General features: G+C 41.7%; 17 protein-coding genes. 5 read left to right on the top strand and 12 right to left on the bottom strand.

Annotated elements, in window-relative coordinates:
• Positions 1-80: 80 nt before the first annotated feature.
• Together MKZ16_RS14050 and thyX are read left to right on the top strand one after the other, a co-directional pair.
• Complete coding sequence (locus MKZ16_RS14050; protein WP_076104293.1) at positions 81-617, top strand: GNAT family protein; 537 nt, start codon at positions 81-83, stop codon at positions 615-617.
• Positions 614-1,330, top strand: a complete 717-nt coding sequence (thyX, locus tag MKZ16_RS14045; protein WP_038570515.1) for an FAD-dependent thymidylate synthase — start codon at positions 614-616, stop codon at positions 1,328-1,330. The genes MKZ16_RS14050 and thyX overlap by 4 nt, the downstream gene beginning before the upstream one ends.
• A gap of 55 nt (positions 1,331-1,385) precedes the next feature.
• On the opposite strand, the gene MKZ16_RS14040 is transcribed toward thyX, so the two are convergent.
• From MKZ16_RS14040 to MKZ16_RS13990, 11 genes are all read right to left on the bottom strand, one after another.
• Complete coding sequence (locus MKZ16_RS14040) at positions 1,386-2,792, bottom strand: GNAT family N-acetyltransferase (RefSeq protein WP_081383574.1); 1,407 nt, start codon at positions 2,790-2,792, stop codon at positions 1,386-1,388.
• A 103-nt stretch (positions 2,793-2,895) separates the two neighbouring features.
• On the bottom strand, positions 2,896-3,624 hold the full coding sequence (locus MKZ16_RS14035; protein WP_076104294.1) for a DUF4163 domain-containing protein: 729 nt from the start codon (positions 3,622-3,624) through the stop codon (positions 2,896-2,898).
• 283 nt (positions 3,625-3,907) lie between these two features.
• Positions 3,908-4,435 (bottom strand): hypothetical protein, encoded by a 528-nt coding sequence (locus MKZ16_RS14030; protein ID WP_076144030.1) that lies wholly within the window; start codon positions 4,433-4,435, stop codon positions 3,908-3,910.
• 24 nt (positions 4,436-4,459) lie between these two features.
• Positions 4,460-4,918: a PQQ-binding-like beta-propeller repeat protein gene (locus MKZ16_RS14025; RefSeq protein WP_305953727.1), complete on the bottom strand. Its 459-nt coding sequence runs from the start codon at positions 4,916-4,918 to the stop codon at positions 4,460-4,462.
• The gene (locus MKZ16_RS14020; RefSeq protein ID WP_076104298.1) at positions 4,863-5,150 is read right to left on the bottom strand and encodes a hypothetical protein; all 288 of its coding nucleotides are present in this window, start codon (positions 5,148-5,150) and stop codon (positions 4,863-4,865) included. Before MKZ16_RS14020 ends, MKZ16_RS14025 begins: the two co-directional genes overlap by 56 nt.
• Positions 5,151-5,847: 697 nt before the next feature.
• Positions 5,848-6,855: an ROK family protein gene (locus tag MKZ16_RS14015; RefSeq protein ID WP_076101721.1), complete on the bottom strand. Its 1,008-nt coding sequence runs from the start codon at positions 6,853-6,855 to the stop codon at positions 5,848-5,850.
• The gene (locus MKZ16_RS14010) at positions 6,848-7,534 is read right to left on the bottom strand and encodes an N-acetylmannosamine-6-phosphate 2-epimerase (RefSeq protein ID WP_036686363.1); all 687 of its coding nucleotides are present in this window, start codon (positions 7,532-7,534) and stop codon (positions 6,848-6,850) included. Before MKZ16_RS14010 ends, MKZ16_RS14015 begins: the two co-directional genes overlap by 8 nt.
• An 8-nt stretch (positions 7,535-7,542) precedes the next feature.
• On the bottom strand, positions 7,543-8,460 hold the full coding sequence (locus MKZ16_RS14005; protein WP_076101719.1) for a dihydrodipicolinate synthase family protein: 918 nt from the start codon (positions 8,458-8,460) through the stop codon (positions 7,543-7,545).
• Positions 8,461-8,517: 57 nt separating this feature from the next.
• A complete protein-coding gene (locus MKZ16_RS14000; RefSeq protein ID WP_076101717.1) occupies positions 8,518-9,405 on the bottom strand; it encodes a carbohydrate ABC transporter permease in 888 nt (295 codons plus the stop codon).
• Positions 9,406-9,417: 12 nt separating this feature from the next.
• Positions 9,418-10,266: a sugar ABC transporter permease gene (locus tag MKZ16_RS13995; RefSeq protein ID WP_052097471.1), complete on the bottom strand. Its 849-nt coding sequence runs from the start codon at positions 10,264-10,266 to the stop codon at positions 9,418-9,420.
• A 129-nt stretch (positions 10,267-10,395) separates the two neighbouring features.
• Positions 10,396-11,787 (bottom strand): extracellular solute-binding protein, encoded by a 1,392-nt coding sequence (locus MKZ16_RS13990; protein ID WP_076104299.1) that lies wholly within the window; start codon positions 11,785-11,787, stop codon positions 10,396-10,398.
• A 262-nt stretch (positions 11,788-12,049) separates the two neighbouring features.
• Between MKZ16_RS13990 and MKZ16_RS13985 the strand changes: the two genes are divergently transcribed.
• Both MKZ16_RS13985 and MKZ16_RS13980 read left to right on the top strand, forming a co-directional pair.
• On the top strand, positions 12,050-13,678 hold the full coding sequence (locus tag MKZ16_RS13985) for a response regulator (RefSeq protein WP_076104300.1): 1,629 nt from the start codon (positions 12,050-12,052) through the stop codon (positions 13,676-13,678).
• A 5-nt stretch (positions 13,679-13,683) separates the two neighbouring features.
• A complete protein-coding gene (locus tag MKZ16_RS13980) occupies positions 13,684-15,489 on the top strand; it encodes a sensor histidine kinase (RefSeq protein ID WP_076104301.1) in 1,806 nt (601 codons plus the stop codon).
• Positions 15,490-15,491: 2 nt separating this feature from the next.
• On the opposite strand, the gene MKZ16_RS13975 is transcribed toward MKZ16_RS13980, so the two are convergent.
• Positions 15,492-17,063: an ABC-F family ATP-binding cassette domain-containing protein gene (locus MKZ16_RS13975; protein WP_076104302.1), complete on the bottom strand. Its 1,572-nt coding sequence runs from the start codon at positions 17,061-17,063 to the stop codon at positions 15,492-15,494.
• Positions 17,064-17,230: 167 nt separating this feature from the next.
• On the opposite strand from MKZ16_RS13975, the gene MKZ16_RS13970 reads away from it, so the two are divergent.
• On the top strand, positions 17,231-19,444 hold the full coding sequence (locus MKZ16_RS13970; RefSeq protein WP_256715452.1) for a pectate lyase: 2,214 nt from the start codon (positions 17,231-17,233) through the stop codon (positions 19,442-19,444).
• The last annotated feature ends 1,045 nt before the right edge of the window (positions 19,445-20,489 follow it).

Genomic DNA, 20,489 nt, shown 5'->3' with positions numbered 1-20,489 from the left:
TTTTTTGTATTTCTAGTGAATTTACTCCGTGATAATTACAGGGTCTTCCATTATAATCATGGATTAGGAGGTGTTAGCCAGTGGAGATAATAGCCGACAGATTGATATTAAGAGATTATACAAGCGATGATTTTTCTTTTTATGAAGAACTGGAACTTAATCCTTTGTCTTACAAATATGAAAACTCCGCACCAGATGCCAAACAAATTAAAGAGAACTTCCTGTCGATTCTGACTCAGACTACCAGCGATCCGCGTGAGCATTATGATTTAGCAGTATGTACTAAGCAAAATAGGACACCCATAGGTAACGTAAGTATAAAGTTAAATTGGGAAGAGATCAGAGAATGGGAGATTGGCTGGGTCCTACTGCCGGAATACTGGAAAATGGGCTATGCGACTGAAGCCGTCAAAACACTGATAGGTTACGCCTTTAGCTCTCTTAATGCCCATAGAGTCGTTGCATATGCCAATGCAGAGAATCTTCAATCTGAAAAAGTTATGATTAGAGCAGGAATGATTAGAGATGGAATCCTCAGAGAGACTAGATTTTGCAATCAACAATGGTGTGACGAGTTCATTTACTCTGCTTTGGAAAAGGAGGCTACATTAAATTGACAACAATCAAAGTTTTAAATGAAGGTTATGTAAGATTAGTAGATCATATGGGCTCAGATTTAACGGTTGCTAACGCTGCGCGTGTATCTTATGCTAAACAATCTTTTGAGCTTAGTGATCGGGATATTAAACTAATAAAATTCCTTGCCCGTGAAGGACATACCTCTCCTTTCCGCCATGCCATCACTCAATTTGAGGTTTATGCCCCATTAATGGTTGCGAGACAGTGGTGGAAATACGTAGTCGGTTCTGCTCATTACGAAGGTACTGGGGATAGCTTGGAAGCCTGGAACGAATCCAGCAGAAGATACATTACAGAAGAACCCGTCTTTTATCAACCTGCTGCGGGAGAATGGAGATCCAAACCAGAGAATTCCAAACAAGGCAGTGGCGACATCATTGCATGGGAGCTTGGTGAAAAATACACCCGCGAGCTTCAAGAATACACCGAGTTAGGATTATCTAAGTATGAAGCAGCTTTAGCAGATGGCATATGTGCTGAACAAGCAAGACTGTTTCTACCTGCTTATGGATTATTCGTTCGTTGGTACTGGACAGCTTCAGTTCAATCTGTAGCTCATTTTTTAAATCAAAGACTGGAGCATGACGCTCAGAAAGAAATTCAGGAGTATGCAAAAGCAATTTTATCGCTAATTGAGCCACTATTCCCTGTCTCTTTTGATCAGCTGCTGACTACCGGCTCTGTAGATTAATTTTATTTCCTTATATAAAAAAAGAGCCGCCAAACCTTTGGCGGCTTCTCCCTTTCTACACTACCAACCCTCGTATAACTTCAACCTCGTCCCTACTGACTTCAACGAACCCGAGTGATGTATATAAATTCGAAGCACGTTCGTTCTCGATCCGATGGCCAATAACGATTTTGTCGCAATGATGTTCTGCTTTAATATAACGAATTAAGGTATCCATACCCGTTCTGCCTAAACCTCTGTTTTGGTACTTCTGGTCAATCATAAAAGCCATAATCCAATAACTTCCATCCTCAGGATCTACGCTATACACAGAGAAACCTACCAATTCCTCATCTGCATATAAAGCGAGCGGGGTCATACCACAATAAGCTGCTTCTGCTAACCAATAGACCACCGGTACGGGGAAAATAGACTTTTGCGCATCCGATACTTCTAATTGAGTACAAGCGTACCAGTTTTTTTCCGTGATATCCTTCAGCACTATATGTGCTTGAAAGCCGGTTCGTAATCGGTCACAAATTCTTTCTAATTTCAGTTTAAGCTGTTGCGCCCAATCCGGGAAAATAGAATCATCCGAATTCTCCATACACCGAAGTAATCTAGCAAAACTGTATAAGTCTGCAAATCTTTGAAATTCAGGTATCATCTTAATATACTCATCATCTAGCTGCTTAACCGATCTATATCCACTAATAAAAACATCAATGTTTCTTCTACTTTCATCATCATCCGATTCCGTCAGGTCTCTTAACGCCGATGTAATATCCATCGCAAACCAGTGATACATAGAGTCATCAAAATCGATGGCACTGTAGCGGGATTCTTCTTGCATATAAAAGATATTATCCATCTCAAAATCATAATGTACGAGCCCAGTATGCCCCACTCCAAAAGGGAGCTCTGATAACCAAGCTTCAATCCGCTCATATTCCTTAAGCGCCTTATGCTCCTCAGGATGCCTGCTCAATACGGAATAAATAAAATTCAATGAATCGACCCAGCTTTTGCGATAAGGCGTGCTCGGTGCATAGGTTTCCGAAAAATTATGCAGACGTGCAAGCGATTGGCCCCATTGATAAAAATGAGGTTCCTTCATCTCATCAAGTGAAACATATTCACCCTGGGCCTGTTCAAAAACTACCCCGTGGTATCGCCCGTGATTCGTTAACAACGTTTCAATCCAATTGCCAGACTTAGAACGCACAGGAGCGACGGTCTCATAACCTTGCTCTAATAAATACATCATAAAATCCAGCTCTGCCTGGATATTGTCTGCAGAATTATCCTCTTCATGAGTAAACCTTAAATAAAAGCGTTTACCATTCCACTGAAAGGTATAAATAAAATTGCTACTGGCCCTTACCATCTTTAAAGTTCCAGGCTCATGATTCCAATACTTAATCATTTCTTTAGCAGGAAGATCGTTCTCCGTTCCCCGCACCATGTTCATTAAAGTCATCATTGTCCGATAGTGCCTCCTGCTTCATGACGGATTTGATTCTGGGTTCCCCATTAACATTATCGGTAAATTATTCTATTAAATCAAGGGAATTTAATAGGCTCTATTATTTCTGGAAGAAAAAAGTATTCAGCTTAGGCTTCAGTTTGTCATACTTGATTTCAAACTCAGCATGATCTCCGATAGCATGAGAAATCTGCACACTTATCCCCAGCGTATTCTCCGTCAAGTACCATCTTATATCCGCTCCACTAGTATCTGCGTGCTGAAGTGAAGTCAGCCATTCCTCATCTGATCTTTCAGTAAGAATATTCTTTTGCTCAATAATATCGGATTGAAGTTCACTTTCCTTCAGCTCCTTCAAAAATTCCGCATCGATGGTCACGATATCAGTTAATTGTAGGGGTTCAAATTTCTTCATATCAATATTTATAGTATCAAAAATATCTACAGGATGAGCAGCACCTTCAACATAACTGTATCCTGAAAACTGAATACTTAGTAAGCCCTCATTTTCTAAAGATACAGAATAATCCATATCTAAACTAAAGGTCTCTTTTTCCTCCGGAGAGTAATTATCCAAATAACTATAAGCACGTTCCTTGATCATTTCATTTAACTTCTCTTGTTCATTCGGTTTTCCAAAAATAGATATTTGCGGATAGTTAATATTAATTTGTTCATTGTAAGTATATAACTCCGGAGATAATTCATAAGAAATGCTGTGTTGATTTTCGATTAGCTTAGTTTCGTTTATGTGGTTTTCAAGTGTCGGCTCCTTGTTAGTACAAGCTGTTACAGCACACATTACTACAGCAAGAATTATGGATAACATGGTGGTTTTCTTAATATTAAAGCTCCTTCCATCAAAATTGAATTATGATTTGAGCTACAGCGCTTTTGTTCTCCCACCATCTCTAATGTATTGCCCCTTTTTAATAATTGAAGGTGGTGATAGATCTAACCTTTTACTTATTTCCTCAAAATCTATATTTTCATCACGAACTATAAAAGAAAAACTTCCTTTCATTTGGCTTTCCCTATCATATCTATAGCATTTTATAAAAAAACCTTTTCTAATTAGGACTATATAATTCACTGTGCCGGAGCAAATCCTCTTAGGCTTTGATAGTTTGAAGGTCTCTGCGGACGTGAACAAATTCCCCACCAAGCGACTCATCGTCCTCTACCCAGTCATATTTCAGAATAAGCGGAGCAGGCACAACAGTCTCCAGTTGCTCTACAATCTCCCGGACATCATCATTCTGGAACATGACACCCAAAGAATCGGGCGAAACGGTCAACCCCAAACGTTCGACGACTGCAGCGTAGTCAAAAGTCTCCGGCTCCATTTCATATTCTTCTAGAACATCACCTCCAGCATATCTGTCCAGTATTTCCCCATTCTGATAAATGAATATTTCCAACACTTCATCATCAAAGTATCCTATAGCAAGTACAAGGGAAGAGATCAAGTTAGACAAAGATCTGGCGCTTTCACCAATCGTTTCCCAGTTGAATTTCTCCCCCAGTACTGTTGTCCAGCCTTGGGACTGCCCGATGTAGTAGCTTCCTTTAGGTCTTAGCCGTTTCAAGCTCTTCAGCACGGCTTCCTTATCGATGGGTAAACACGTGGAGATTAGCAAATGAAGTTCCCATTATTCAACCACCTAACAAATGAATTCCCCGCCGGTCAAATTTACGTATAAATTACCCTCTGCGCCCAGGGAAGGGCTGGTGTCAACGTAACTTTCCTCCGGTTGGTATATCCATTTCACTTCGCCATCCGGAGCAATGGCATATAACTGGCTAGAAAGACACCAATACATAACCCCATCCTGATCTATGACAGGGGGACGGTGCCCTTCTCCTTGACCCATCCGTTTCTCCCACAACAACTCTCCATCAGGACTAAAAGCATAAAGTTTGGAATTCACATTTTGACCAACATATATGATTCCTTCACGGGAAATAACCGGATCGCACCAAAATATGGACGAGCACTTGTAAACCCATCTTATGGTTCCATCCGCGTCAAAAGCATAGAGTCTCCCAATAATTTGTGACTCATCTTCATATGTACACAGGTAAATATGGTTTGCCGTATTGATGATTAAGCTCGAAATCACCCTGCCCCACAGCTAAAATGGCTCTCCCTTGTTCATCCACTGTAAACGGGCTTAATCCATATGAAAAATCCGGCCGCCCCGAGTCAACAACTCGCTTCAAAACTGAAAGCGATGTTGGAGCTCTGAATCGGGATTGTCTGGTCCAATTCGCATCAATGGGATTAATGGCTAATGGACGATAGCTACCTTGTTGAAAACCGCCTATTCCTTCGTTGTTATTATAATCGACCATAGTTTGCCCATCCTTTGTTATATAAGTTAAGGGATACAAATTGGATATCTTGTATTTCTTAAGCCTAATTAAAATCTTAGCTAGGCTGGTTTGGTCAAACAAGTTTATCCGAGCCGGACCAGTTAAGGTCGAATTTCCCCGAGTCTTTGGACACATTGAATTCGTCGTAGCGATATCGTGTGATATACTCACATTAATGAATCACCATCATAAATTCAACGTAAAAAGCGAAAAACTGCTCTCTATAACATAGGTTAGTTGTGTTGATGGTTGAACGAAGGGTTCATTCGGCATTGGGTACTGGGGTGGGCTATAACTAATAAAAGAAACCACATGGAGTATTATTCACATGTGGTTCTAACTTAATTATTTAAAAAATTAATCAATCCCAAAACACTAATCAATCTTCAATGGCTCAATTACACCGGATCTCAGGGGAATCTGAGGAATGGAATAAATGTATTCTATACAGTTATTTCGTAGGCAAATGCAATCATTTTGACTTTAGTTGCATTTTATACAACTAAAAACACGAGAAGCCACCACTAAGGCTGTAAATCAAGAAAATAGCTGTACAAAATACACTTATATCCATCGGCTTGAGGGATTCGAGAAATATAGTTGTACGAATTACAATTAAATGCTTCTACGTATTGCTCCCGGTGACTTTCTATACAGATAGATTGTGCATAGATCCTTATAGCTCTGCTCTCTTTACTTTATTGGGGCTATACTCCCACACCTGCAGCCCCGCTCCGATCATTCCACATAAATTACCATGATAGGCCGCTTCAATACGAACATTTTCCAGCATCGATGGCATTACTCTGCTCTTTACTTCTCTTCTAATGCCTTCAAATAAAAGTTCGCCTGCTTCAGCCACTCCACCGCCAATGACGATGACTTTAGGGTTAAAAATATGGATTAATGAAGCGATCGCGGATCCGAGCGCAGCAATCGTGTCTACCATTAACTCTGTAGCCAGAGAGTCACCCGCCCTCCATCTCGCTAACACTTCCCGTGAGTCTACGTTCTCTGGGGACTGGTTATGTAATAAAAGCTTGTCGCGCATGCGACGTGCGATACTTGTGCCTGAAGCATACTGCTCCAAGCAGCCTTTTCCACCACAAACGCATGCAGGACCTTTGAAATCTACGGACATATGGCCTAACTCTCCAGCCCCACCCCAAGAACCATGAACAAGATGGCCGTCTACGACTATCGCTCCACCCACGCCCGTACCAAGGGCAAGACAGATAAAGTCTTTTACCTCTTTGCCTGAGCCTAAATATTTCTCTGTTAATGCTAATACATTCACGTCATTATCAACGATTACTGGAAGTTGAAACTGTGTCTGAAGCAAATCCTTCAAAGCTGTGCCAGCATAGCCAGGGATAAGCTCCGAAGCGGAGCGGACACGCCCCGCCTCCCAATCCATTTGCCCTGCTGATCCTACGCCAATTCCTTGGAGCTGAATTCCCGCTTGTTGTGCTGTTATTTCATCCATTAATGTCTGAATTGCTAGTATAATGCGATCCATTGTTTTCGTCTGTCCAGCCAATGTGCTTAGGCTTACAGTATGTAAAACGCCCCCTTGTGAAGAGACGAGTCCGGCATTAATTTTCGTGCCGCCAATATCTACTCCGATCGCATATTCTATATGAGGATCATATCCTTCCACCGCGGACTCACCTCCGTCAGTCATCGACATTGCTCACGGCCTTAACATATCTCGAAGTGATTAATTGTGGCCTAGTAATTGCACTTCCTACAACAACATATGATGCCCCTGCATTCTTAGCTTTTGCTGCGTCTTCCGGTGTCCATATACGTCCTTCCGCAACAACAGGAATGTTCACAGATCCGCTTAATTGTTGAATTAAGACAAGGTCCGGTCCTTCCTGCTGTGTACTGTATGGGGTGTAGCCTGAAAGCGTGGTACCGATAAAATCCACACCTAATTTCTCAGCGGCAAGCCCTTCCTCAAATGTAGAAATATCCGCCATAACAAGCACACCTCTCAGATGTGCATATTCTATTAATGGCTTTACTGACTCTAAGCGTTCTTCCCGATTCGTTACATCAAGCGCAATAATCTCTGCTTTTGCAGAAACAATCGCCTTCACTTCATCTAAGGTTGGTGTTATAAATATGGCTGATCCGGGAATCTCCCGTTTAATAAGTCCAATGACCGGTACATTTACTTCTTTTTTGATAGCTACAATATCTGGAACACCATTTGTCCGGATTCCTATAGCTCCTGATTGAACCGCTGCTCTTGCCATTTTAGCCATTGTATCCCCACCATGAAGCGGCTCATGCTCAAGTGCCTGACAGGAAACAATCAGACCTTTCACCGGAAAGATATCACTTATTCGAGTCATTATTAACCCTATCCCTTCGCTTCAAGAATATAGTCTAATATTCTATTGTTCAGAGCTTCCACCCGCTCCTGATCGGAATCCTTAATCGGTAAAAGTGGCATTCTTGGCTGACCTGTTTCAAATCCGCGCACACTAAGGATCGCTTTACACGCACCATATAATGAAGGAAAGGATAGCAATTCAACAATGAGCTCATTGATTATGAACTGCCATTTCTGCGCCTCAGCCATCTCTCCTTGCACATAACATTGTTCCACTTTTAGGAATAACTCGGGCATCACCCCATAAGTTCCACCAATCCCGCCATCTGCCCCAATACTGCGGCCCGCCAAATACTGCTCATCAGGTCCATTTAAGACTAGAAAATCCTTCCCGCCTGCGGCTTTAAATTGCTGAAGCTCAAACGTGCTCTCCGCCGAAATTTTCACCCCGATTACTTTATCCTGAGCTGCCATCTTAATCAGCAAGCTTTTCGATAATTGAAAGCCTGTAGTTTGCGGGATGTGATAGATAATAAATGGAAGCGCCGTACTATCAATAATCGCCTGCCAATGACTTTCAACACTGTCCGGAGACAGACGATAATAAATCGCAGGAACAGCCGATACGGCATGTGCGCCAACTTTCTCAGCATGGATAGCTAGTTCAACACTGTCTCTTGTAGATGGAGCACCCACGTGAGCAATGATTGTAAGCTCTTTTCCAACCTCTGCTATAACTGCCTCGAGCATTTGTTTGCGTTCTTCTACAGATTGCAGCATACCTTCGCCAGAGCTTCCGCCAACATAAAGACCTTTTACTCCGGTAGTAGCATAATGACGAGCTAATTTCCGGGCTGCTTCTTTATCGATTCCCCCCTCAGCATCATAACTGGAGTACATAGCGATAATAATGCCTTTAAAGGATTCAAGCTCATATGATTTCATAAATTACAGCCTCCGTCGTTTAATTCATACTACTAATTTTCGTTGTTATAAGAATAATTAACCTTTTACAGCCCCCATAGTAATCCCTTGGGTAAAGGCTTTTTGGAACATTAGAAAAATTGCAATCATAGGAATAGAGGCTAACGCAGCACCCGCCATAAGCAGTCCATAGTTTGTTGTGAATTCACCCCGAAGAGTCGCTACCCCAAGTGGCAATGTCATCATTGAAGTCGATCTGGTCATGATCAGCTGACTGAAATAATCATTCCAAGAAGTGATGAAGGTAAAGATGGCCAGTGCCCCTATTGCAGGTTTTAACAAAGGTAAAATGATGGTTCCGAACAAACGAATCTCAGAGCTGCCATCTATTTTGGCTGCTTCAATCAATTCTCCTGGAATGGTCTGCGCGAACTGCTTCATTAGGAAGACTCCAAATGGCCAGCCAATCGCCGGTAAAATAAGCCCTTTATACGTATTGACCCAACCAAAATCTGCAAGCATCGTAAACAGCGGGACAAGAATAACTTGCTTAGGCAATGCCATTGCGGCAACAAACATCGTAAAAATAATCCCTCGGCCAGGAAAAGACTTTTTGGCAAGCACATATCCAGCACAGGAAGAAACGATACAAATCGCTGCCATTTCACAAAAAGCAATGATGAAACTATTAAACATCCAGCGCTCAACAGGATTCTTAAATAACTCGGTCCAGTTTTGCAGAGTCGGCTTAGCCGGAAACCATTCCGGGGGGATCGTTGTTGCTACAGTCTGAAGCTTAAATGCCCCTGAAACCACCCAATAAAAAGGGAAGATAAAAAACAACGTTGCCAGAATCAACAGGATGGTGGCTAATATTTTTGGAATCGTCAATTCTTTTTTCCATCTGCTTACTTTCTTAGATTGGCCAATAGGTGCTCTCAGTTCTAACGGATTCGTAGAATTCATGATGTCCCCTCCTTAATACTCAACATCACTGCCAAAGTATTTGAATTGAATGATAGAAATGATCCCGATCACAATCGCAAGGATGACACCCATCGCCGAGGCATATCCAAAATGACCGAGCATAAAGGCTTGTTCGTAAACGCCATACATTACAGTCGATGTGCTATACACAGGTCCACCCGAGGTGAGCAGCTGAATTAGCGCAAAACATTGAAAGGTGTTGATCGTGGTAATCACGATAATATATAAGTTCGTTGGCATTAGCATTGGCCATAATATTTTTCGGAAAATCTGCCAAGGCGTCGCTCGATCAATCTCAGCTGCTTCTATGTAAGAAGTAGGAATGTTCCCAATAGATGCCACATATAAAATGATCGGCTGCCCTACAGAGGTCGTTATCAGAACCACGATAATTGCAAGCAGTGCAGTCCTCGTATCTCCTAACCAGGATATAGGCTCCATTCCCAAAAAGCTGGTTAAATAATTTAGAATCCCATAGTTCGGATGATAGATCCAGCCCCAAACGACTGTGATACTTACGACCGAGGATACAGCCGGCAAATAGAACACTCCGCGGAAAAACGATCTGGCAAACTCTTTTTTCTTATAAATATTCATAGAGATAAATAACGAGAAAATAATAACGATGGGTACGGTGATGAGTACAAGCAATAATGTATTTCCCATCGACTTCCTGAAGTTATCATCTTTTATTAAGGAGATATAATTATCGAGGCCAATAAAGCTGAAATCTCTCAACGAATAATCGAAGAAACTAATATAGACCCCTTTCACCATCGGATAAGCTACAAAAAGCAGGAAAAACCCAAATGCCGGCACTAAAAAGAGATAACTCATCATCCAGTCGCGAATCACATAACCTTTTATTTTGCGAACCGTTGTCCCCACAGTCCTTCCCCATTTCTTCGATGATTTAAAAAGAAAAGAGTGCTTCCCGCACTCTATTCTTTTGGACACCATTCACTTTTTTTATTTCATTGCAGCCTTTGCTTTCGTAATCGCTTCGTTTGCTTTTGCAGCAAAGCTGTCCAAAGCTTCTTTACCGGTTGCTCCTCCAGTTAAAGCACGTTGTAATTCAGGGAACCAGAAAGTACGAATATCAGCATATCCATCGGCAATGGTAGGTGCATCTGTTGTGAATTTACGAGCATACTCAGCGTATTTGTACTCTGCATCATCATAGAGGCCTGTAATCGAATTACGAACAGACAGACCACCTGTTTGAATCAAGTTTTTCTTACCCCATACAGGGTCATTAGCGATAAAATCAATCAGCTTCTTAGAAGCTGCAATCTTGGCATCATCACCATTATTGAATACAGCCATACCGCCGAGGTAAGGTTCAAGCTTAGGTTCCGATCCATCTAAAGTAGGGAAAGGAAGCAGAACATCTTCGAATTCAACCATTTTTTTAGATACGTTCTGAGCTTTAAGTACTGCAGAATAGTTAAGTGTAAAGGCTAATTTTCCTTGCAAAAATAAGTCGTTCACGTCAGCAGCCGCAAGGGAAGCCGCACCAGAAACGCTAAGTTTATCTTTTGTAGCTTGAACGATCCAATCCAACGCTTTCGCAGCATTATCAGTATTGATCGCGACTGCGGAATTATCTTCATTTAGAAATCTGGATACACCTAAGTTAGCAAGATAGGCGCGAGTTCCTTGATCTCCAGCTTGGCTCTTCGCGAAGAATCCGGTAGGGATAACATCAGGTGCTTTTTCTTTAACAGCTTCCAGCGCTTTCTTATATTCTTCAAACGTCCAAGTTCGATCTTCCTTATCCAGAGGAAGCAAATCTAACGCGCCAATCTTCTCAAAAACGGTCTTGTTTACCGCCATCATAAAAGGAGCTGTATTGATCGGGTACATAAAGATCTCATCACCAACACTAGACTGCTTCCAAAAGGCTTCCGAAATATCATTTTTCACTTCATCGGTCACCATATCATTAAGAGGTGCTAATAAGTCCTTTTTACCCCAGTCAATAATCCGTCCAGGAGCATCATAAATTACATCAGGTGCGGTATTCGAAGCAATCGCCACATTCAGTTTTTCAGGGCCGCCTTCAAAGGTGATCATCTCAAGGTTGACTTTAATTTCCGGATTCTTCTCATTAAAAGCTGCAATGATTTCCTTCTCATATTTGCCAACTTCACCATCTAAAGCTTGAAAGCTCGGAAAATTCCACCATGTTATTTCTACTGGTTTAGCAGCAGTCTCAGTGGCCGCGGGCTCACTCTTATCAGTATTTTTACTTGGTTCATTGGCGGAATTCGCTGTATTCGTATTTCCGCATGCAACTAACTGTGTACCTAAAAGTGCGACACCAACAATGCTCATTAGCCCTTTTTTCATTGCTCTCATGTGCTACCCCCTATTATTTTTGTGGAATAAAATGCTTTATCATTCCTTGCGCTAATCATAAATCAATTATAAATTTAGGAGAATCCCACTCCTTTTACATTTAGGGTCGTATTCTGACCTATACCTTCTTTCAGTCCCTCTTCAATGTTATAATACATTACATATTTCACCTATAATTATTTTAATTTTTAGCTTATAACTTACATTTGATGGTATCGATGTTGAATAATCCACTATAAATCTAGTCTTCCGGAGGGATTTCATGTACAAGCTTATGATTGTAGAGGATGAACCGTTAATACGGACGGGATTAAAACATTACTTTTCGTGGCAGGAGCTTGGTGTTCAGAGTATTGTTGAAGCGGAGAATGGAAAAGAAGGCTTCGTTACCGCACTGCGTGAGCAGCCAGATTTAGTGATCACTGATATTCGCATGCCCGAAATGGATGGTCTTCAGATGATCGAAGAGCTTCGCCAATTCCTTCCTGATACTTTGTTTATCATTTTGACGGGATTTAATGATTTCGAATACGCTCAACGAGCCATCAAACTTGGGAGTGTACATGCTTTTTTGCTCAAACCTTTGGAATATGAAGAAAGTCTAACCGTGATTCAAGAATGCATGAACAAGCTGCAACTTAAACAACAAGAACAAAGAAAACGTTCTACTCTGGAAGGCTCACAACTTATAAAGCTACTACTGGAAGAAGAACAACCTGCAATGGACACTAATTTAATCGCTGAATTATGTAGTTTCAAAAGTAAACATTATTTGTATCTCCCTTTTGTTTTGGCAGGTTTCCTTATCAGAGAAACTCCTTCACAATCCACCTTGTGGATGAGAGAACAGGCTACTAAGTTTATACATCTTGCTACGGAGGCCTATCTCCCGGCAGATCTGCCAAGATCTATTTTTACATATTCCGCTAAATCCAAACTATACGGGCTAATAGTCATGGGATCACAGACTGCAACGAGCACTATCCCTTTTGAGACACAAGTACTTACTGAACTCGATCAGCATTTGAACAAGCTTACACTAGAACATCATTTTGCCCTTTATCTTGCTATAGGCACAGTAACGAACGAACTATCTCAAATCACTTCATTACTTCACGAGTCTGAAAAGCTGTTATATCAGCGCTTCTATCAGAAAGAGCGCAATATATTCCATATCTCATCCATAAAGGCTGGCGCCACAGCTACTAAACCAACACTTATTCAACTAGATGACAACGATAAGAAACGAATAATCTCCTGCATCGAAAACGCCAATAAACAAGAGATATTGCAATTAACGCAACGATTGGCACAAGATATTTTGCATAAAACAGATGGCTCTTCTACTGATCTATGGCTTGCGTATTTACAAGAAATTATAAGTGTCATTATCCGCTTCGCTAATAAAAATCAGATTCATATGGATGGTGTGTACAGCGATAAACTCTTAAACCTCACTTTTGTAGAGGATTTCCACTCCCTTGAGGTCATGTTCGAGTGGCTGGGGAATTGGATGGTTCATTTGGGAAACATTTATACCGAAGGTCTGACGGATAACCATCAGCAGGATGTGATTATCTTTGAACATATTAAATCCTTCATTAGAGCTAATATTGATCAAGATATTACTCTACAAATGGTAGCGGATCGATTCTTCTATAACCCTTCTTATTTAAGTCGTCTGTTCAAAAGAAAACTCGATAAGAACTATATGCGATTTGTAACCGAAATCCGTATGGAATACGCGCAGGAATGCTTAAAAAAACCGGAGATTCTGGTGACCGATGTCTGCACAATGTGTGGTTACAAAAGCTATAAGCATTTCGTTAAAACGTTCCGGATTTTTACCAACATGACCCCATCAGACTATAGAAAACAATCGGGGTGGTAAGCAAAATGATGCAAATTAACCAGCCAAAAAAACGTTATCGGATGCGGCATGTCAATCGGCAGATTTTTGTGCTGATGATCCTGACCATTACCATTCCTTTGCTGATTATATCCGCGATTATCTATATTTTTTCAAATCAAGCCGTCAAAAATGAATATCAAAGCAGCTCTAATCTCATCCTTAATAATCTTTCTTTCAACATCGACCAGTATCTGCAAAGCATTGAAAAAGGGACCCTTAATGCCCAAGTAGATAGTCAATTACAAACCGCCCTCGAGCATTGGACTATCAACAAAGATAATATCGGGAATGATCTAAGTATTCAGTATGGAAACACGATTGAACAGTTCATCAGCGGGATTGAAATGACGATTAAAAATGTCGACAGTGTGCAGATTTTCGCGGGGTCACGTGTATTCTACTCCGCCAATTTCAATCGTGCGGATTATGATGTGAAGGACTACACCCAAGAGGATTGGTATTTACAGACGCAACAAAAAAAGGGTGGTGTAATCCTATTTGGAAGTCATCTCCCATTCTATCGCACCAATTCTAAACAATCCGTCATCTCCATCGCCAGAGTCATTAATAAAAAAGGAAGCAAGCAGCCCTTAGGTGTCATGTTAATTGATATCCGGCTGGATTCATTACGTGAAATCTTAAAGCTGTCCGAGAATAGCAAGCGGAAATTCATTATTTTAGACGATAAAGGAGGCAACGTTTATAGCTCAGATTCATTGGAGACGAGTCCTTTAGAGCCTATCCCCATCGACAAACAGGCGCTTAATACTTTTATGAAAAACGACGCCGGAAGCTTATATGGTACTTTTGATGACAAGAATTCGTATATTAATTTTGTTACTTCTCCTTACTCCAACTGGAAGGTCATTCAATATATTGATGAAAAAGAGATGACTAAGCAGGCTTCTTTTCTTGGCAAAATCATTTTAACCTTAGCGCTCTTATCGCTTGTCACTGCACTCTTATTTATGTATATCCTCTCGGAACGCGTAACCAAACCTATTATTCTGTTAAGCCGGAAGGTGAAGCTGGTGGGGATGGGTAATTTCGATGTGGATTTGTACAGTAACCGCCAAGATGAATTTGGGGTTCTATATAATGGAATTCGTAAAATGGTAAAAGATTTGCAAAACTATATTGAGCGATCATCGATGGCCAAGGCACAACAAAAGGTAGCCCAGTATGGTGCGCTAAAAAGCCAAATCAATCCTCATTTTCTGGCAAATGTCCTTGAATCAATTCAAATGAAAGCCATCATCAATGGGCAAAGAGAGATTGGCGAGATGGTGGGAATCGTGGGCAGATTGTTTCGGATTCATGTTCAGACTGGGAAAATCACCGTTACCCTGCGCGAAGAACTTGAGCATGTCCGGCTATATGTGAAAATTCAGCAGTTACGTTTTGGGGATAAATTACAGTATATGGAACAGCTAGATCCGCAATGCGAGATCGTTAAGGTCATGCACTTCTCCTTGCAGCCCATCGTAGAGAATGCTATCGTACACGGCCTAGAAAGTCGCAGTGAACCAGGTCTGCTTGAGGTATCCTCGGTGATATCGGGGGATGATATGCTGATTATCGTTAAAGATAACGGCATTGGCATCGAGGAAGAGAAACTTAAACAGCTTCGTTTCCGTCTCTCTCAACCCTCAGATACCTTAGATGAGGAACATATTGGCATTAAAAATGTTCATGATCGTATTCAATTTCATTTTGGCGAAAAATATGGAATTGAAATTTCCAGTCACGTAGGGGAAGGAACGACAGTGATCATCCGTCTTCCCGCGTAATCCTAGACATTTTGCTCAGTAATGCCTAATTCAGGATCAAAGGTGAGCATTTTCGTCGCTATTTTATCAATAAAAAACCGATCATGACTAACTGTTACTACAGCGCCAGGAAAATGAATCAACGCCTGCTCCATCACCTGAATACTAGTTAAATCCAAATGGTTAGTGGGCTCATCTAAAATAATGACAGCAGCTCCGGAGAGAAGGCATTTCGCTAAAGCCACTCTGGCCTGCTGTCCACCTGAAAGGCTGCCAATCGTTTTACTCAGATCCATTTCCGAGAATTGCAGCATCGATAGAAATTTATTCACCTTTTTCCGCGGTGCGTCCAGTCCCAGTCCATAAACATTTACGGCATGGCTGACAGTATCTTTATGATCCAGCTCATCCCACATCTGATTAAAGTACGCATAGCTGACCCCGCGTTCCCAAGTCACTTCCCCCGATTCCGGTGCTTCTTGTCCAGTCAGTACTTTGATGAGTGTCGACTTTCCGCTGCCGTTCGGACCCACGATTGCTATCCGGTCTTCCTTTTGAATATCGAAGCTAATGTTCTGGAAGATGGAGCGGCCATCATAACTTTGTCCAACCCGCTTCACTTCCCCCAGCTTGTCAGGAAAACGTAAATTGCTATAGATATCAGTGATTAATACGTTAACTGGATGAGGTTCCACTCGTTTTTTCATATCCGTTAGCTTACGCGAAAGACGATCCTTAGAGGACTTCTTACTACCGCGGTTTTCTATGGCCTCAGACTCCATAAGGAGAAGTTCTTCTTCCCACTCAAATTGCCGATCGAGCACTTTTTTGCGCATCTTCTTTTTACGAACGTAATCGGTATAATTCCCTTCATATTCCTGGAAATGATAGTTCTCGATTTCTATCGTCCGCGTGACCACTCTGTCAATAAATTGCCGATCATGAGAGACCAGAAGCATCGCCCCATTGAAACGGTGCAGCCACTGCTCCAACCATACGATCCCTTCCATATCCAAAAAGTTAGTAGGCTCATCGAGCAATACAACATCAGGTCCTTCAATTAAGACTTTAGCCAGTGCCGCGCGGTTCCTCCAGCCTCCGGATAACTCCTCTACAGGTTGATGCCGCGATCTCTCATCGAATCCTAATTTAGTCAGCACCGTATTGATTTCCACAGATACATTCCAGCCATCCAAATGCTCCATTTGTCCAAAAAGCTCAGCTTGGCGCTCTAAAAGTACATTCATCTGGACATCATCCGACACCTGCCCAAGCTGTTCTCCTATTTGGTTAAGCTCCTGTTCAATGCGTGCTACCTCTTCGAAGCAAAGTTCTAACTCTTGTTGTACAGACAAAGACCCGGAAAGCTCCGAAAATTGAGAGAAGTAGCTGATCTTCACATTGGGATCTAATTCTACTTTTCCTGCCGTTGGCTCCTCTTTTCCCATTATTAGCTTAAAAACAGTAGATTTACCTGCTCCATTTCGTCCGATTAAGCCAATACGTTCACCCTTGCTCACACGAAAATAAATATCTCGAAAGATCAATGTATTCTCATATTTCTTAGTTACGTTCTCCATTCGGATTACGCTCAAGTCTATCACTCCTAGTTCGTATAGATCAGAATTCATCGTTGAATACCCAAAAAGCTATTATAGCACTAATTAAAAAAAGGACTTTATAATCATATTATTACTTATATTTATTTCCGATATATGTATTTATATTAATATAAATTTATAAATACATAAGGAGGATTACAATGAGTTTGCTAAAATCATTCAAGAAAAATGTGAGTGTTATTATGTGCATTACCCTGCTATTTTCTCTTTTTATTGTGTATCCGGCAAGTGCTTCTACCTTCTTCCAAGACCGCTTTGAAGAGGGCGATAATCTATGGACATCCACTAGTGGGAATTGGACTATTGTTGAGGACGAAGGCAACAGCGTATATTACCAGTCTGCCACAAAAGAAGGACGTACTTCTGCAGGTGATTCAGCCTGGAGCGATTACACTGTGGAAGCGGATGTAAAAGTAGTTGATTTTAATGGCTCAAACAGAACTTATGTTGCAGGCAGATACATAGATGGAAATAATTTTTATGCAGCTTCTTTGTATAATAATAATGATGGCATGCTGGAAATCAGAAAAAAGGTTTCTGGATCTACTACAACTTTGACCAGCAAACCCTACACTCTGCAAACAGGAGTTTGGTATAATGTAAAACTTGAAATGAGCGGAAATACCATCAACATGTATGTAAATGATACGCTGGAGCTCTCAGCTTCCGATTCCAAATTAAAAAAAGGTACAGTAGGGCTCGTTACCTTTAAGACAATTACGATGTTCGACAACGTGACCGTTTCTGACACCAATGGCACTACACCGACTCCGACTGTCACGCCGTCACCAACTGCTATACCGACTCCGACTGCTATACCAACACCAACTACAATACCGACTCCGACTGCTATACCAACACCAACTGCTACGCCGATACCGACTGCAATACCGACTCCGACTGCTACACCAACACCTACTGCTACGCCGATACCGACTGCAATACCGACTCCGACTGCTACACCAACACCTACTGCTACGCCGATACCAACTGTTTCACCAACGCCTACACCGGTACAGGTTAGTGAATATGATTTGGCTGGGTTTGCCACAGGAACAACAGGTGGTGGAAATATCCAAGAAACCAGTCCACTCTATAAAAAGGTATATAGCGCAGAAGATCTTGCCACTGCACTGAGAAAAGGATCCAAAATAAAGGTTATTGAAATTATGAACGACTTGGATCTGGGATGGAATGAAATTTCTGATGCGGCAAAGATCTCCCCATTTAGCGCTCATAACAGTGCTTTAACACATCCCGTATTAATAGAGACTGGTGTCAGCAAAGTGTCTATAGACAACTTCGACGGTTTGACCATTTTCTCTGCTAAGGGTGCAACCCTTAAACATGCCGCTTTTACTTTTAAAAGAAGCTCTAACGTCATCATCCGCAACCTTGAATTTGATGAGCTGTGGGAATGGGATGAAGCAACCAAAGGAAATTACGATAAAAACGACTGGGACTACATCACCATTGAGAATAGCAACAACGTATGGATCGACCACTGCACCTTCAATAAATCTTATGACGGAGTTGTCGATGTTAAAAAAGGCAGCAACGGCGTCACCATTTCATGGTCTTCCTTCTTAGGGGATGATAGAAACGCAAACAGCTGGGTTACTCAGCAAATTAATGCTATGGAAGCCAACAAGGCTGCTTATCCCATGTACGCTTATTTAAGAAGCAGCTCAGTTGGCCTAAGTAAAGACGACATCATTGCGATTGCCGCTAGTCAAAAAAAGGGCCATTTAATAGGCGCAACAGAATTTGCAGCTGATAATGCGCTTCTTTCTGTGACGCTCCATCACAACTACTATAAAGATATACAAGACCGCATGCCCCGCCTTCGTAGTGGTAATGCGCATGCCTATAACATTGTAATGGACAACGAAGATACCAGATTGGCTAAAAAACGTCTAACCTCCGCTATGGAAAAAGCGATCTCAAGCAAGGGGTATCATTTCGGGGTTACAAGTAACGGAGCAATCTCGACAGAAGGAGGAGCTGTATTACTTGAAAGTTCTGTAATCATTGATGTAGTGAATCCACTTCGCAACAATCAAGCGGATGCGAGTAATAGCAAATATACGGGTGCAATCGCAGCTTTAGATACGATCTATTCACTAGATGGAGCAACATTCAGAGGAGACAGTACATCTAAGAACAGCCCTCTCTCCCCTGCACCCGCTGCCGTTAAAGCATTTGCATGGAACGGATTCACAACACTACCTTATAGCTACACTTCAGATGACCCAGTTAGTCTAAAATCTAGACTTACCGCTGTTGACGGTTCAGGGGCTGGCAAATTGTCCTGGTCAAACGAGGAATGGTTGAAAACAAGTTACAGTAACTAATTCGACTAATGCGACTAATGCGACTAACTAATCACTGAACACATACTCCCATAACTACAACGAGAAAAGTTACTAACTTAGTTGCCACATTAGCGCCACCTTTGCACCAAATTAGCGCCATATTAGCGCCATATTAACACCACATTAGCACCACTTTTGTTCCGCACTAACGCCACTTTTGTTCCGCCGAAATATCTAAGACGCTCAGACGGTGTTTTACAGTTTACTGTGCAGTATTTACGAGGTCAGATGGCGAGTTTACAGTTTACAGTGCAGTATTTACGAGGCCAGATGGTTCGGACTCAGGAGCCCTTATTTCGAAAAATCCGGGCATTTCGCAGTGCTATCAGACTCAGATGCAGCTATTCAACCCAATATGCTTAATTTTGGTGTGGATTTAGACCAATAAGAGCTATGCAGTCCGAAAACTCAGCAAAATGGTCAAAAAAGCCAAAATAGTTGCAATACAGTCCGTTAGGAGTGTTACGCGCGTGAGAAACATGAGGAACATGAGAAAAGTGAGGAGCGTTATTAACTTAATTGCCACTTAGCAACACTTTTGTACCGCACTAACGCCACTTTTGTTCTGCCGAAATATCTAAGACGCTCAGACGGTGTTTTACAGTTTACTGTGCAGTATTTACGAGGTCAGGAGTTTACAGTTTACAGTGCAGTATTTACGAGGCCAGATGGTTCGGACTCAGGAGCCCTTATTTCGAAAAATCCGGGCATTTCGCAGTGCTATCGGACTCAGATGCAGCTATTCAACCCAATATGCTTAATTTTGGTGTGGATTTAGACCAATAAGAGCTATGCAGTCCGAAAACTCAGCAAAATGGTCAAAAAAGCCAAAATAGTTGCAATACAGTCCGTTAGGAGTGTTACGCGCGTGAGAAACATGAGAAGCCTGTGAAACATGAAGAGCCTGTGAAACATGTGGAGCCTGAGAACATGAAGAGCCTGTGAAATATGTGGAGCCTGTGAAACGTGAGAAGCCTGAGGAACATAAAGAGCCTGTAGCCCCTGAAGAGCATTATGCACATAC

The organism is Paenibacillus sp. FSL R5-0928, from assembly GCF_037970385.1.
Classification (GTDB): domain Bacteria; phylum Bacillota; class Bacilli; order Paenibacillales; family Paenibacillaceae; genus Paenibacillus_AQ; species Paenibacillus_AQ odorifer.
Note: the sequence above shows the minus strand (reverse complement) of the source record. Positions and strands in the feature narration are given on the sequence as shown.

Excerpts from the sequence above, each read along its gene's own strand:
- MKZ16_RS14040 (WP_081383574.1), bottom strand. The coding sequence starts at position 2,792 with ATGATGACTTTAATGAACATGGTGCGGGGAACGGAGAACGATCTTCCT.
- MKZ16_RS14035 (WP_076104294.1), bottom strand. The coding sequence starts at position 3,624 with ATGTTATCCATAATTCTTGCTGTAGTAATGTGTGCTGTAACAGCTTGT.
- MKZ16_RS14020 (WP_076104298.1), bottom strand. The coding sequence starts at position 5,150 with ATGGTCGATTATAATAACAACGAAGGAATAGGCGGTTTTCAACAAGGT.
- MKZ16_RS14015 (WP_076101721.1), bottom strand. The coding sequence starts at position 6,855 with ATGACTGACGGAGGTGAGTCCGCGGTGGAAGGATATGATCCTCATATA.
- MKZ16_RS14010 (WP_036686363.1), bottom strand. The coding sequence starts at position 7,534 with ATGACTCGAATAAGTGATATCTTTCCGGTGAAAGGTCTGATTGTTTCC.
- MKZ16_RS14005 (WP_076101719.1), bottom strand. The coding sequence starts at position 8,460 with ATGAAATCATATGAGCTTGAATCCTTTAAAGGCATTATTATCGCTATG.
- MKZ16_RS14000 (WP_076101717.1), bottom strand. The coding sequence starts at position 9,405 with ATGAATTCTACGAATCCGTTAGAACTGAGAGCACCTATTGGCCAATCT.
- MKZ16_RS13995 (WP_052097471.1), bottom strand. The coding sequence starts at position 10,266 with ATGATGAGTTATCTCTTTTTAGTGCCGGCATTTGGGTTTTTCCTGCTT.
- MKZ16_RS13990 (WP_076104299.1), bottom strand. The coding sequence starts at position 11,787 with ATGAGAGCAATGAAAAAAGGGCTAATGAGCATTGTTGGTGTCGCACTT.
- MKZ16_RS13985 (WP_076104300.1), top strand. The coding sequence starts at position 12,050 with ATGTACAAGCTTATGATTGTAGAGGATGAACCGTTAATACGGACGGGA.
- MKZ16_RS13980 (WP_076104301.1), top strand. The coding sequence starts at position 13,684 with ATGATGCAAATTAACCAGCCAAAAAAACGTTATCGGATGCGGCATGTC.
- MKZ16_RS13970 (WP_256715452.1), top strand. The coding sequence starts at position 17,231 with ATGAGTTTGCTAAAATCATTCAAGAAAAATGTGAGTGTTATTATGTGC.